Annotated in this window: 8 protein-coding genes and 1 riboswitch; of the genes, 1 reads left to right on the top strand and 7 read right to left on the bottom strand. The window is 45.0% G+C overall.

What is annotated here, in order from left to right; all coding sequences use genetic code 11:
* Positions 1-19 precede the first annotated feature (19 nt).
* From HMPREF0373_RS01150 to HMPREF0373_RS01180, 7 genes are all read right to left on the bottom strand, one after another.
* A complete protein-coding gene (locus HMPREF0373_RS01150; protein ID WP_021737706.1) occupies positions 20-1,516 on the bottom strand; it encodes an HD domain-containing phosphohydrolase in 1,497 nt (498 codons plus the stop codon).
* A gap of 141 nt (positions 1,517-1,657) precedes the next feature.
* Positions 1,658-1,751, bottom strand: a riboswitch (cyclic di-GMP riboswitch).
* A 318-nt stretch (positions 1,752-2,069) separates the two neighbouring features.
* Positions 2,070-5,327, bottom strand: coding sequence for an InlB B-repeat-containing protein (locus HMPREF0373_RS01155; RefSeq protein ID WP_021737707.1), 3,258 nt, complete (start codon positions 5,325-5,327; stop codon positions 2,070-2,072).
* 242 nt (positions 5,328-5,569) lie between these two features.
* Positions 5,570-6,619 (bottom strand): DnaJ C-terminal domain-containing protein, encoded by a 1,050-nt coding sequence (locus HMPREF0373_RS01160; RefSeq protein WP_044962545.1) that lies wholly within the window; start codon positions 6,617-6,619, stop codon positions 5,570-5,572.
* Positions 6,620-6,856: 237 nt separating this feature from the next.
* Entirely contained in the window at positions 6,857-7,648 is a 792-nt protein-coding gene (fdhD, locus tag HMPREF0373_RS15840; protein WP_021737710.1) for a formate dehydrogenase accessory sulfurtransferase FdhD, read from the bottom strand.
* 18 nt (positions 7,649-7,666) lie between these two features.
* A complete protein-coding gene (fdhF, locus tag HMPREF0373_RS01170; protein WP_021737711.1) occupies positions 7,667-10,378 on the bottom strand; it encodes a formate dehydrogenase subunit alpha in 2,712 nt (903 codons plus the stop codon).
* A gap of 40 nt (positions 10,379-10,418) precedes the next feature.
* Complete coding sequence (locus HMPREF0373_RS01175; RefSeq protein ID WP_044962540.1) at positions 10,419-12,257, bottom strand: NAD(P)-binding protein; 1,839 nt, start codon at positions 12,255-12,257, stop codon at positions 10,419-10,421.
* A 144-nt stretch (positions 12,258-12,401) separates the two neighbouring features.
* Positions 12,402-13,232 carry a formate/nitrite transporter family protein gene (locus tag HMPREF0373_RS01180; RefSeq protein WP_044962541.1) on the bottom strand — a complete coding sequence of 277 codons (831 nt, stop codon included), beginning with the start codon at positions 13,230-13,232 and terminating at the stop codon, positions 12,402-12,404.
* Positions 13,233-13,400: 168 nt separating this feature from the next.
* On the opposite strand from HMPREF0373_RS01180, the gene HMPREF0373_RS01185 reads away from it, so the two are divergent.
* Complete coding sequence (locus HMPREF0373_RS01185; protein WP_021737714.1) at positions 13,401-14,984, top strand: helix-turn-helix domain-containing protein; 1,584 nt, start codon at positions 13,401-13,403, stop codon at positions 14,982-14,984.
* Positions 14,985-15,015: the final 31 nt, after the last annotated feature.

Raw genomic sequence — 15,015 nt, forward strand, 5'->3', positions numbered from 1 at the left:
CTCTTTGTTATCACGGACTTTATATCGTATCAAAATATCCGATAATCCCTATATATTCGTCTTTCTTTAACGGAGACCACAATGTGTGCAGTTTCAGCTTATACATCTGCCTCTTATTTTCCACCTTCGCTTTTATCTGCACCGAAAGTTCTTTATTTTGTACAGATGTCTGATGTAGCAGAACCTGAATCTGCTGACTATCTTCTTCACTTACTCCGAATTCTCTGAACAGATCAAACTTTGAAGCATTTCTCTGACATAAGATCTGCTGTTTTTCATTCAGTATCATTAATTGACCTGACAATGCATTGTAATCAATCGAATTCATTCCACTGTTTGTTTTAAAGAAATCAATCTTTTCCTGCAGAATTTTAATAACACTCTGTGAATAGTTTCGATTCGGTAAGGATTTATCACTGAGTATTTCATTCGAAAGACTCTGTACTTCATGATAATATTTATTATCATTCATCTCGGTACTAAGCATTTTTGAAAATGGAAGGCTCAGTTCTCTCAAACATTTCAGCAGAATCGGATTAAACTGTCCGCATTGTCCATCCAGGATCATGTTCATTGCCGTATCATGATCAAATGCTTTCTTATAACATCTTTCACTGGTAAGCGCATCATATACATCGACAATCGATACCACCTGTGCAGAGATTGGTATTTCTTCGCCTTTCAGTCCATCCGGATAACCGCCTCCATCCCATCTTTCATGATGCCATCTGCAGATTTCCCACGCAGTATGTACCAGCGGATGATTTTGAGGGAAGCGCATATCCCGAATGATAGATGCTCCCAGTTCACTATGCGTTTTCATGATCTTAAATTCTTCATCAGACAGTTTTCCCGGTTTGTTCAATATTTCTTCCGGAATACGGATCTTACCGATGTCATGAAGAGAAGATGCCGTTGTGATCAAAGCAATGTCTGCCTCTGTCAGATGATAGGTATCCGATATTTTTATCAGTTTTCTCAGCATCAATTCTGTTGCTGTCCGGATATGCAGAATATGTTCGCTGCTCTCACTGTTACGGGATCCCAGTACATTACTCAGAATCCGGATCATAATATTATTATTTTCTGCTTTTTCGTAAACCTGATCAACAACTACATTGATCAGACGTTTTTGGTTTACATAAAGATCCAATGTATTTTGCACTCTTTTTTTTACAATAACAGTGTCAAACGGCCGTGTAATATAATCTGTAATTCCCATTTCATATGCTTTGCGCATCATAGTAACAGATTCTTCCGAAGAGATCATAATTACAGGTGTTTCATTGATACATTGACTTTTGTTCATCATTTCCAGAACTTCAAAACCATCCATCTGTGGCATATGGATATCCAAAAGCATCAGATCGATTCCCAGATTATCTCCTACCAGCTGAATGGCCTGATTTCCGTTTTCCGCTTCCAGATAATGATACGTTTCTCCGAGAATCTCCTTTAATATATCCCTGTTAAATTTCGAATCATCTACAATAAGTATTGTCTGCTTTTCATTCATATTCTTCTTATCTCAAGTTCCTTTTCTTCTTTTCAGTAAAACGCGTGGTATAACGCAAAAGAAGTCCCATGTAAATAAAAATTTACAGGAACTTTTTCCATAATACCAACTTAACACTTACCTTTTATCTTTATCGAGGTATGATGCAACCGGCTAGCATGATCAGATTTCTATCTGACTTTAGCTCCTTCTGGCTTTGCGTCCCGGTTTTTCAACCGGTTTGCTATTCAAGTCGAACGTTTGTGAGACTTGGTGCGTGATTCCGGTCAGAGTAAGCTGACTAACTCTTCTCAGAATCACGGCACATCGTACACTCTCGCATATAAATCATCTACATTACATATTTCCTATTGAACAATGCTTTTTTTAAGTATATCACGCAGGCTTCCTCATGTCCACAAGAAAGTGCTTTTGTTTGACAGGAACTTCTCGTAATTCATCGTACTTTCCTGTCAAACGAAAAAGCAGTCAATCAACTGAAAGACTGCTTTAAATCGTTTCTTTTGCTATTCTGTTTTTCTCATCATCGGTTATATGGAACACGCCAGAAGCATTACTGTCTGCGTCTGTTTGCGCATACGATCGTTGTCCATGCACCTCCTGCAAGTGCGATCATTACAAACCAGAGAATCATTCCATTGCTGTCTGCTGTCTTCGGTACCGCAGATGCAGCAGCTGTGTTGGTGGCTGCATCGGATGTTTGGGTTCCATTTACGGTCTGATCTGCATTTGTTGTACCAGAAGTAATCATTCCAGCATTGCTTCCGTTGTTCGAAACGTTATTACCGGAACTACCTGTTCCATGATTACCGGAACCGGCGTTTGCTCCATTGCTGTTTGCATTATTGCCGAAGCTGTTATTTAACCCACTATCTGTTCCGTTATTGTCCAAAGTATTGTCATTGGAACCATTGTTGTTTCCATTGTCACTGCCGTTATTCTTATCAGATCCGTTGTTATTGGAATCATCCTGTTTCGGCTCAATGGTAAATGTCTTTGCCACGGTTCCATAGTAGTCCCCGATTCCGGTTACTGTTACGTTATAAGTACCAGCCGCTGAAAAACCATTTCCTGCTGCTCTCTCTGCCGGAGCTTCATAACGGATAAAGTAATCTTTACCTTCTTCCAGTACTTTTGTCTCATCGCCTTTATCGGTTACTTTGACTACCGGTGTCAGTTCTTTTCCGGTATAAGTCTGATTCTCAATATCAGCCACCGAAATTCCTTTTGTCACTTTCTCCGTCACAAACTGATCCAGTGGTGCTTCTGCATCAATCCCCGCCTTCCAGTAAAGACTCGCCAGCGGGTCATCCCCATTGTCAATGACGGTACCGTTTGCCATGTGGCGGTTTGGTCCTGTCACATATACCGTTCCGTCAATGGCCTGTCCCGGTGCTGCATGCCTGGATGAACTTGCAGTTGCCCCCTGTAAAAATGCAGCGTTTGCAGTGATCACACCGTTTCCTGATACTGCATTTCCACCATTTCCCCAGAGAACATCTCCTCCGATAGCGGTAACCTGACCGTTTCCTTCGATTACTGCGTCATCCAGTTCAATTGCTGTACCACCATCCGTATACAGTAAGGTCTTGCCGCTTCCGCCGTAAGCAACCAGCTGTGCATCATCTTCCAGATGCAATGTTCCATTTGACACACGCAAAGCCGTCTGTCCGATCTCACTTCCGGCATCGTCACCCGCAATATATACGTTGCCTTTGATGGTTACATTTCCGGTTGCAGTTACTACCGGCTCAGAAGTTGTACGATCTGTCAGATTTCCGTTTGCCAGATAGTTTGCATGGGAATAAATGGCTGCGTTTTCCAATACAGCACCATCCTCCAGCCGAAGCTGTCCGCAGATGGAAGCACCTGTTGTAAACTCCTCATGAAATGCGTCATAATTCATGGAAAATGTTCCACCGTCTTTTACATCAATGATTCCCTGTACCACAGAGTCATTCAGTGTCAGTTTACCGCCTTTTTCTACTACAATGCGGACACTGCTGAGCACTTTCATGTTTGTGAGTGTCAGATCGCATCCGTCCGGAATGTACAATGTCTGTGGAATAGTTCCTTTTTCCACTTCTTTCCATGCCAGATCATAACCGAGATATCCGTAAAGTCCGCTGCTCCTGGAGCCAAACCATGCTGCCAGCTCCTTCGGTACACGAACGCTCTCTTTTTCCCCTTCGACATTGCTGCCAAAGTTTTTGATTGCCCATGGCTCCATAATATTCCATGCATATTTTCCGCCGGCATAGTGTTTCAGATTTTCTGTAACCAGTTCTTCTGCCAGTGTCTCTTCCCCGGTGTATACATGAAATGGAAGCGTGTTGCTGACTGCCTTACGGCCCTGCATATCTTCGATCGATACGGAAACAACATAATTTCCTGCATCTTTCGGTATTCCACTCAGGGTCACTCCACTGCTGATGGTCATATAGACCCCTTGCATACCGCTGTCACAATCTGCTGATGTGCCATTTTCTGTATCCGGAATGATGCTGACACTGCATTTTTTACCATTCAGATTGATTTTTGACAGGTTATCCAGTTCTTCCCAGTCACTGGATTTCGGTTCTTCTCCTTTTTTCACCAATGCGCCGTATACGGTAACATCACTGTTTTTGTTGGAATTCGCTCCGCCGGTACTTGCACCGGATACAGTATCATAGTTTTTCTGTCCTGTGATCGCACTGTCAAAAGTTCCTTTGATTTTTACAAACAGCTGGTAGGGATCACCCTGACCGTCATCTTCTGTCAGAGATGCTTTTCCGTCGGTATCAATGACAAGTTTCATGGTCAGATCTTCATATCCCTTTGCACTTACAGTGATCACGTCGCCGCTTTTCAACACTGGAATAACCGGTGTGCTACTGTAATCTTTTGCTGCAAATACCAGTTTGTTGTCAGATGTATTCACATAGTATTTTCCGCCTGCAGACGGGCTGTAAGCAGTTTGCTCCCAATCCGTTCCGTTTACTTTCACACCTGTGACAGCTGCTGCATAACCGCCAGCATTTTTAAATGAGACTTCCCACGCATTTCCAAAATAATCAGTGACAATCTTTACCCCACTGAGTTCGATTTTCTTCGGTGCAGCCTCTTTAAATGTAGCTTTTACACTCACATTTTCTGCCGGCATGGTAAACGTATATACCGTTTCAGACTCTTTTTCCAGCGCAACGGCTGTGCCATTCTCACCTGTCACCCGGATCATGTCCAGTTCATAACCATCATCCGGTGTCAATGTTACCGTCACAATTGTGCCTTCTTTCAGATCTTTGACAGCACTTAACGCTACGACTCCATGTGCACTTGCTTCTGCCTCTGCTGTATAAGTTTTCTCAGCAGGCTGTTTATTTGCTATGACCGAAGCAGTGTAATCATATCCGTTTTTTTCTACTTTTACGGTCAGATCTTTGTAGCCGTCTGCTGTAATCGCAATCGTCAGCGGATATGTGATACCTGATGGACTGGCAATCTGAAGTGCTTTGAATGAATCATAAGCTCCGGTTGCCGTTCCGATACCCCATACATTGGTATCACTGCTAAAGGAATTAATCGTTCCTTTTGTATATGCAGTACCATTGACAGTCACGCTGTTTACTGCATTCAGCCAGGCTGTATCTTCGAATCGGAGATTGATATTGTCTGTCCAGAAACCATTATGTACACATTCTTTTACCTCCGATGGTGCGTCTTTCGCTGCATCCTTTGCCTCTGCTGCCATAACCGGTGTCACCACCATAGACAGCATGAGCAATAATGACAAGAACAGCGATGTTATTTTTTTCCAGGTCTTTTTCATATGCTCCTCCTTTTTGTTATTGCTAACACTTGTTCTTTTTGCATAATGTGTGTTTCTTATGCGTAATTTTTGTTTGTATTAACTAACATTTTGCAATTTTAGCAGACCGAAGAATCGCTGTCAATTTGAAATCCTGATTTTTCCGCCAGTTGAATATTTTTCTCAAAAAAATGCGTTTCCGCACAAAAAAAGAAAGAAGCATTTCCTCAGAAAACACTTCTTTCTTTTTTCAACATTTTTTATTAGCAGGCTTTCGCAAACTCTCTCAGTTTTTCCTTCGCTGTCTCATTCAGATTCTTCGGTACCTGAATCTGGACAACTGCATATTCATCCCCATGGATATTCTTATCTTTCATCGATACAATGCCTTTGCCCCTCAGACGGATCTTACTTCCGGACTGTGTACCCGGACGGATACTGCAGACCACGTTTCCAGTTAATGTCGGCACAACGGCCTCACCACCAAGAACTGCTGTGGTAAACGGAATTGTAATGTTGGTATACACATCCATACCTTTCCGTTCAAATCCGGCTCTGTCGCCAACCGTCACTTTCAGCAGCAGATCACCGGCTTCGCCACCGTTAAATCCCGGATTTCCCTTGCCTTTCAGACGTACGGTTTTACCGGTATCGATACCTGCCGGGATATTGACTTTCAGGGACTGTATCTGACCGTTTCCATCCTGCAGATGAATCATTTTCTCACATCCAAACGCAGCATCATCAAAACTTACGGTGACATCTGCATGAATGTCGCTTCCTTTCTGCCGGAACTGACCTCTGCCAAAACCGCCGCTGCTGCCAAAGTCTCCAAAATGGCCATCCTGTCCGAATCCGCCGGCACCCGATCCGTTGCTGTAATACTGATGAAATCCACCATTTCCATCACTGTGGAAACTATAACTTCTTCCACCACCGTTGGATCTTCCATGGAACATATCCCCGAAGATATCACCGAACATGTCACCCATATCTGCACCGTTAAAATGAAATTCCTGATAACCGCCATTCTGACCGGCACCGGCTCCACTGTATTGATAAGCACCGCCCTCCGGCATACTGCCGTCAAAGGCTGCATGGCCAAACTGATCGTACAGTTTCCGTTTCTCCGGATCACTCAGGATCGTATAGGCCTCTGTCACATCCTTGAACTTCTGCTCCGCAGCCGGATCTCCGGCGTTGGTATCCGGATGATACTTCTTTGCAAGTTTTCGATATGCTTTTTTTATCGCCGTGGCGTCTGCATTTTTTGCAACGCCGAGTAATTCATAATAATCCTGTTTTGCTGCCATACAAATCACCATCCATTTCTTACTGTATATACGATATGTAACATGCAATGTTTTGCCTCTTTCCTCATAAAGCAGATATGCGCCATTGCCTTCACTGTTAAAACACTGCATTTTTCGATAGTATAAATCCCCGGGAAATTCCCGGGGATTCTTTTTCTTGTTACACTTGTAATATAACACATAGTTTTTTGGATGTCAACAGACAGATTTTAATTATATCGCATACATTGTTACCGTTCACACGCTGAGTGAACTGTACTCATAAATCCGCTCCGGATGAGAATAGATATTAAAGGTTTCATCTCTTGCAAAACCGATCAATGTGATCCCAAGCTGCTGCGCCAGCCGGCAGGAATAATTTGTCGGTGCCGACTTTGCAATCAACACAGAACAGCCCATGGCTCCCACTTTTTGCAGGATTTCCACCGGAACACGTCCGGAAAAGACCAGAATTCCATCCTTCATCGGAATTTTTCGAAGCAGGCAGTCACCAACCACCTTGTCTACAGCCACATGCCGGCTGATATCTTCTTTGTAAGATAAAAAAGTTCCATGATGGACTAATGCTGCACAATGTACACCACCGGTACGATGAAACAGTACCGAACGCTCCTCCAATTCTCTGGAATAAGTAAGCACTTCACTGACGGAAAGCCTTACATCATCCCATTTTGGAATGACTCCCTGTTCGTTCAGCAGCACTTCATCTTCCGGCAGAAGGTTTTCCATATCAGTGACGTTGGTCAGATATTCACGGATCGTGATATTTGCCATTCCATGTTCCTCATCCACATCGATGGTGCGTACATCTCCTGCGCCGGAAATATAACCACGCAGGTAAAGATACCCCAGAAATGCTTCCTTTTTGTCCCATGGGGAACAGGTTATCTCACCTGCCCCCCTGCCATTTACAACTAACTGATAACATTCTTCCACTACCAGATCTTTTTCCCCTGAAACCAGTGCACTTCCATTGTAAGTGACCACCTCGCGGGTTACGAAATATTCATCACTGATATGTTCTGTCATAAGCTTCTTCCTTATCTATTACTTCGTATTTTCTATCTTAACCGCACAAACTTTGTACTCCGGTGTACTGGAGATAGAATCCAGCGCATCGGATGTCAGCCAGTTTGCACCACCATCCAGGAAGTGGAACGGCATCCAGCACTCACCCGGATTCGTCTTTCCGGATACATTTGCTGTCGTCTCGATACTTCCTCGACGGGAAGATACTTTTACTCTGTCGCCGTCTTTGATACCGATACGCTCTGCATCCTCGGTATTTATCTCAATGAAGGAATGTCCGGAAATCTCGTTCAGTCCCTCGGTCTTGTCCGTCATGGCGCATGCATTGTAATGATACAGGACACGGCCTGTCATCATCTTCATCGGATACTCTTCATCCGGAAGTTCCATGGACGGAATGTACTCGATCGGGTTGCAGAGACCAAGTCCCCGGGAGAACTTTCCGACATGCATGATCGGTGTGCCTGGATGATCCTTAGCGGTACAAGGCCACTGCAGACCTCTTCCTGCTACTTCCTCGCTGTCCAGACGTGCATGGCTGATACCTGCGAAGGAAGGTGTCACTGAAGCGACCTCGTCCATAACCTGTGCAGAGGTCAGATGCGGCTGCGGATAACCCATACGGTTCATGATCTCGGTAAAGATCCAGATATCTTCTCTGGTCTCGCCTTCGATTTCAACTGCTTTGCGGATACGCTGTACACGACGCTCTGTATTGGAGAACGTTCCTTCTTTCTCCGCATAGGAACGGCCCGGAAGGACAACATCTGCCATTTTTGCAGTCTCTGTCAGAAATAATTCATCCATAACAAGGAAATCCAGGTTCTTTAATGCTTTGATCACATGTGCGGTATCCGGATCCGTGCGGACCGGATCCTCACCGAAGATAAACAGACCGCGGATCTCTTTGGTCAGCATCTTTCCGAAGCACTCCGTTGCCTTTGTTCCTTCTTTCGGGTTCAGTTTTGTGCCCCATGCTTTTTCAAATTTCTCCAGGACACCCGGTGCACTCAGTTTCTGATAACCCGGGAACTGATCCGGAGAAGCACCCATATCGCAGGCACCCTGTACGTTGTTCTGACCACGGATCGGGTTGACCCCACATCCCGGGCGTCCGAAGTTTCCGGTGATCATTGCCAGATTGGAGAGAGACATAACGCCCTCTGTACCGGTATGATGCTCTGTAACACCCAGACAGTAGATAATGGCTGCATTTTTTGCGCTTGCATACATCTTGGCAGCCTCGATCAGTTTGTCCACATCAACGTGACAGATCTCTGCTACTTTCTCTGCCGGATATTTGTCGATGACTTTCTTCATCTCCTCAAAGTTCTCCGTACGCTCATCGATAAACTTACGATCCTCGAGTCCTTCTGAAAGAATAATATTCATCATACCGTTTGCAAATGCTACGTTTGTACCCGGTGTCAGTTTCAGATGTACATCGGCGGCATGTGCCAGATCGATATCACGCGGATCTACAACAATCAGTTTGGTTCCTTTATGTACGGCACGCCGGATCTGCATACCAAGTACCGGATGTGCATGCTCCGGATTGGAACCAACCAAAAGGATCAGGTCGGATTTCTGTGTGATATCCTCAATCGTATTTGTCATGGCTCCGGAACCAAGTGTGGTTGCCAGTCCGGCTACGGTCGGTGCATGGCAGACACGTGCACAGTTATCGGTATTGTTGGTATGGAACGCGGTTCTTACCATCTTCTGAAGCATGTAGATATCTTCGTTTGCAGAACGTGCACAGGCAAATCCTGCCAGAGAATCCCCACCGTAAGTATCTCTTAACTCAGTAAATTTCTTTGCCACATAATCCAGTGCTTCCTCCCAGGTCGCCTGCTCGAATTCACCGGTCTCTTTATTTTTAATCAGCGGATGACGTACTCTGTCCGGATGATCTACGAAATCAAAAGAACCACTGCGGCCTTTGACACAGACCATGTTGTGGTTGGACGGGCCATCTGCACCCTCTACGTCTACGATCTTGTTGTCTTTGACGATCAGGTCATACTGACATCCGGTTGCACAGTGCGGGCAGGTAGTACGCACACGTTTTACTTCCCACGCACGGTAATTTTTTCTTCTCTTGATGGTCAGGGCACCAGTCGGGCAGGCCTGTGCACAGTTACCGCAGGACTCACAGCGTGTCTCTTCCCAGTCCTCACCAAACGGTGCGTCAATGATTGTATATTTACCGGTTCTGCGCAGTTTGATCGCTCTTCTTCCGGTTGCAACCCGGCAAGTCTGTACGCAGCGCTGGCAGTAAATACATTTGGACGGATCATAGGACAGGAACGGATGTGAATCTTTTTTCGGAACATCACATTCCAGCAGGCTTCTGGATCCAATGTAAGGAGTTGTATCGATATCATATTCATTACAATATTTCTGAAGCTGGCAGTCACCGTTTTTCTCGCAGTTAAAGCAGTCAATATTATGATTGGAAAGAAGCAGTTTTAAAACCGTCTTTCTCGCATCGATTACTTTCCGGCTGGCGGTCTGCACAACCATACCTTCTTTTACTTTTGTGTTGCAGGCTGTGGCAAGTTCGTTTTTCCCCTCTACTTCTACTACACACAGGCGACAGGCTCCGATGTCACTGATGCCCTCTAAGTAGCAGAGTGTAGGGATTTCAATACCGGCAGTTTTTGCTGCTGCAAGAATTGTCATGCCCTCTGCTGCTTCCACGTTTCTTCCATCTATGGTTAAACGCATCTGTTATTACCTCCATATATAAACTTGAACATTTTCCGTATTATTTGTCGATGGCATCCTGAAGCTTACCGCATCCGAACACATCACATCTTAAGCATCTGCCGGACTCCTGCATCGCCTCTTCGTGCGTCATCGGGCATTCTACATGCTCAAAATCGTGTTTTCTCTCATAAGCCGGACGCTCGCCAATGTTGACACGGCCGGTAGGAACACGGTTGTTTTCTCTTGCTTCCGGTGCTTCCACACCACAGTTTAACGTATGGTGGTAACCAAGATATTCATCGATATTGTGTGCTGCTACTTTTCCGGCTGCGATCGCTTTGATTGCAGTTGCCGGTCCGGTCGCGCAGTCACCGCCGACAAATACACCCGGCATACCCTCTACCGCAGTATCAAGTCCTGCCTGGAATACATGCCATTCTGCCGGCATACCAAACGCTTCGAACGGTTCACTGATAATATCCTGTCCAACGGCGATCAGTACGACATCACACGGAACACGCAATGGTTCTTTGGATGCGGAATCGACCGGTGACGGTCTTCCTCCGCGGTATGCACCGATCATCTGCGGCTGTACCCAGAGTGCACAGCAGTCGCCGTTTTCGTCCTTCTCAATGCTCTTTGGTGCCTGAAGGAGCATCAGCTCAATTCCTTCCATAACCGCGGATTCAATCTCTGTATCCAGAGCGGTCATATCTTCCTGACGTCTTCTGTATATGATACGGACATCTTTTGCTCCACAGCGCAGGGCACTTCTTGCCGCATCCATGGCTACGTTTCCGCCGCCGATTACGGCTACGGTCTTGCCGGTATAATCCGGACGGTGGCCATGTCCGATCTCATCCAGCATCTCTACGGCTGAGAACACGTTGTTTGCATCAATATTTTCCAGACGGAGTTTTTTACCCTTCTGTGCACCGATTGCAACAAACATGGCATCATGACTGTTTCTTACTTCCTCAACGGAAATATCCACACCTACATTTGTATTATATTTTACTTCAATATTTCCTGTGGAAAGGATGGCGTTCATATCCTCATCCATGCGGTCTTTCGGGAACCGGTAATTTGGGATTCCGTACATCAGCATACCACCGAGATGCTCTTTTGCTTCATAAACGGTTACTTTATGTCCCATCAGAGACAGAAAATATGCCGCAGTCATTCCGGCAGGGCCGCCACCGATGACGGCAACTTTTTTGCCGGTGGATACATTTGCTTTCGGAACTGCTACCTGATCCGCTGCGATCTGATCTACCGCATATTTTTTGATACCGCGGATGTTGATGGAATCATCAATCAGATTTCTGCGGCAGCGCTCCTCACACGGATGCTCACAGATCATGGCACAGGCAGTCGGTAATGGATTGTCCCGGCGGATCAGATTGATCGCATCTGCGTAGTTTCCTTCGTGTACATGTGCAATGTAGCCCGGAATATCGACATGGGCCGGACAGAGCGTTACACACGGCACTTTCTGTCCCACATTCTGCGGACATTCATGTGCCCTGATATGGCTTTCATACTCTGAGGCAAACGTTTCGAGTCCTTCCAGAACTTCAATGGCAGACTGGTAACCAATGGCACAGTCCGCACTGTCACGGATCATGATAGCGATTTCTTTCATTTTATCCAGCATTTCCATGCTTCCAACGCCATTTAATATTTTTTCCAGTAATTTTGCAAGCTGTGGAAGACCATCACGACATGGTACACATTTTCCACAGGTCTGATTCATGGAAGCGTGCAGCAGTGATAACTGTACGGTCAACGGACATGTTCCAGGCGGGTAGACTTCTACTTTTCTGGAGAATTTCTCTAACAGATCCCCGATGATCACATCACGGCTGTGCTTTCCGGCAAGATAAATCTTACTCATTTTTCTAATATCCCTCCTATCCAGTATCACAACAGGATACTGTAATGCATCTATTATAACGAAAAAATTGTGCTCTCAGCATATGGCAAAAGCACAATTTTGTATCTGAATTTGTGCAATCCATACATTTTTGTCGTTCTGTTCTTAAGCATCTGCCTTATTTTTTCTGAGATAAATAAACCAGTACACACATCCGATACAGACTGCACCGCCTATGATATTTCCCAGGGAAACCGGCAGCAGATTTTTACCAAAGAAATTGCCCCAGGTCAGATTTGTCAGATCCACTCCTGCATCTGTGGCAGCCTGTACATAAGCTGCATTTGTTTTTGCAAAAAGGCCTGCACTGATGTAATACATATTTGCGATACTATGCTCAAATCCACAGAGCACAAACATCATAATCGGAAAAAACAGCCCCACGATCTTGCTGACTACTTCTTTTGCCGCAAAGGAAATCCATACAGCGGTACATACCAGAAAGTTACAGAGAATGCCTTTGATAAATGCATCACTAAATGGCATGGAACATTTACTTACTGCCGTAGATAATACCGATACGGCCATTCCATTTCCAAACAGAGACGGCTGATGACTAAACGCAACGCCTGCACCTACCAGGATTCCGCCGATCAGGTTACCGATGTACACGATCACCCAGTTTTTCAGCATCTGGCTTACAGTGATCTCCTTCTCCAGAAGCGGGATCGTCAACAGACAGTTTCCGGTGAATAGTTCACTTCCAGCAATCAGAACCATCGTCAGTCCACCCGGGAATACACAGGCTCCGATGAATTTACCCAGAGACGGTTCTGTGATGGACACTGCCACGGTAGTTGCTCCGACACCTCCGAATCCGATAAATGCACCTGCCAGGATTGCAAGAATGATCATTTTCGGAATCGGTGTATTGACCTTACTTTTTCCGGTTGCAATGTAATTTTGGGCCACTTCGGCCGGTGTAAAAAAGTTCATGATTATACCTCCCATTTATATTCCTTATACTTTTGTATCTATATTAATACAATGCATCCCCTCTTTGTATGTCAGAAAAAACAAAAATGCACTTTGAAATTATGCTGTTCACACATTTGCATATCGTGATATAATGAGCGCATATGTTTTTTACAAAGGAGAACCACGATGCGGATACCATTAAACGTACTTTTATATCAGCTTTCTGCCAACAGCATATATGAAAACCAGAATATTGATCTGACCTGCAGCTTTGACGGTGTACAGCTTTTTGACCAGACGCAGCTTGCCGGAACTTATGAAAATGAACTCTATCTGGTTGCGGATCAGGTGCTTTTAACTGCTTTAAACAGAACTTCAGACCAGGATTTCCAGTCAAACTGTACGTTCCTGTGTATCTGTCAGGATGAAAAACTCCATGTATCAGATTTTCCATCCGGCCTTTCCATGGTTCTTTTATATACCGATGAGTCTTTTCCGCTTGTGTTCAATCGGATTCTGAAGATCTTTCATGATTTTGATGTCTGGGACAAAAACTTTCATCTGATGCTGATCCAGCAGAAATCCCTGCAGGATCTTTTGAATCTGTCCAGAGATTTTCTTGTTCACCCGATGGTGGTACTGGATCGCAATTACTCCATTCTTGGTTACCTCAAAAATCCGGAAGTCAGTGATCCGATCATGGAATCCATTCTGTCTGCCGGTTATGTGACACCACAGATCATGGAGCGCCTGCGTCAGAACGGACTCATCTCCACCTCAGAACAGACGGAAAATCCGCTGATCAGCTGGTACAGCCTGACCACCCATGACTGCTACTACAGCATGATGTACCGCTTCAAAGCAAATAATCATACCGTTGGCTATGCACTGATTTTTCATTGTGCCGTTCATCCGAGAACAAATTACCTCTATCTGATGAATATCGTGACCGAAAACCTGCAGCTGTTTTTCCAGCAGAAACGTTTTACCAACCGGTCTTCTTCTGAGATTTATGAGCCGGTCTTCCATGATATTTTAGAGCACCCGGAGATCCCGCAGCAGCAGATTGAAGATCAGCTTGGTTATATTCCCGATCTGACCATGAATGGGCGCTTTATGCTCGCGGTCATCCGCTACAACGGAGAACAGGAGCTTCCATTTTCCTTTGTCAGCTGGAATCTGCGTACTTCGATCCCGCAGTTAAAACCGTTTGTCTATCAGAATACTTTATACATACTGAAAAATAACAGTGAGAATGAATCCTATGCCACTTTTCTTGCTCCGGAAGAACAGACGATTTTCCGCAAAAACTTCCGCAACCGGCAGTTTGAATGTGGCATCAGCAACACCTTTTTCTCTCTGATGGATCTGCCTACGGCTGCTGCACAGGCCCGGGAAGCCCTTGCGCTTGGCACCTCCGGAGAGGAAGCTCCTGCCCCGTCCTTCTATTCGTTCTCAGATTATTATGCCAAGTATCTGCTGCAGGAGCTGAAAAAGACCGGTGTGGTAAAAATGGCTGCTTCCCCCTGTTACGAAGTACTCCGCCAGTATGATGAGACCCACAACGGCGATCTGTGTTATATTTTTATGCAATTTCTGAAAAACGGGCGAAATATCAACCAGACAGCCACCGCTATTTTCCAGCACCGCAATACGGTACTGAATAAAGTAAAAAAAGCGGTTTCCATTATGCAGAACGAATGTGAAGATTACCAGGCGCACATTGCTTTTATTCTTTCTTATATAAATGATCATGAAAATGACTTTTAAAAATGCACCTGTGGTTTTTAACGATTGGGAC

The sequence above is a fragment of the Eubacterium ramulus ATCC 29099 genome, assembly GCF_000469345.1.
GTDB lineage: Bacteria > Bacillota > Clostridia > Lachnospirales > Lachnospiraceae > Eubacterium_I > Eubacterium_I ramulus.

Excerpts from the sequence above, each read along its gene's own strand:
- HMPREF0373_RS01150 (WP_021737706.1), bottom strand. The coding sequence starts at position 1,516 with ATGAATGAAAAGCAGACAATACTTATTGTAGATGATTCGAAATTTAAC.
- HMPREF0373_RS01155 (WP_021737707.1), bottom strand. The coding sequence starts at position 5,327 with ATGAAAAAGACCTGGAAAAAAATAACATCGCTGTTCTTGTCATTATTG.
- HMPREF0373_RS01160 (WP_044962545.1), bottom strand. The coding sequence starts at position 6,619 with ATGGCAGCAAAACAGGATTATTATGAATTACTCGGCGTTGCAAAAAAT.
- fdhD (WP_021737710.1), bottom strand. The coding sequence starts at position 7,648 with ATGACAGAACATATCAGTGATGAATATTTCGTAACCCGCGAGGTGGTC.
- fdhF (WP_021737711.1), bottom strand. The coding sequence starts at position 10,378 with ATGCGTTTAACCATAGATGGAAGAAACGTGGAAGCAGCAGAGGGCATG.
- HMPREF0373_RS01175 (WP_044962540.1), bottom strand. The coding sequence starts at position 12,257 with ATGAGTAAGATTTATCTTGCCGGAAAGCACAGCCGTGATGTGATCATC.
- HMPREF0373_RS01180 (WP_044962541.1), bottom strand. The coding sequence starts at position 13,232 with ATGAACTTTTTTACACCGGCCGAAGTGGCCCAAAATTACATTGCAACC.
- HMPREF0373_RS01185 (WP_021737714.1), top strand. The coding sequence starts at position 13,401 with ATGCGGATACCATTAAACGTACTTTTATATCAGCTTTCTGCCAACAGC.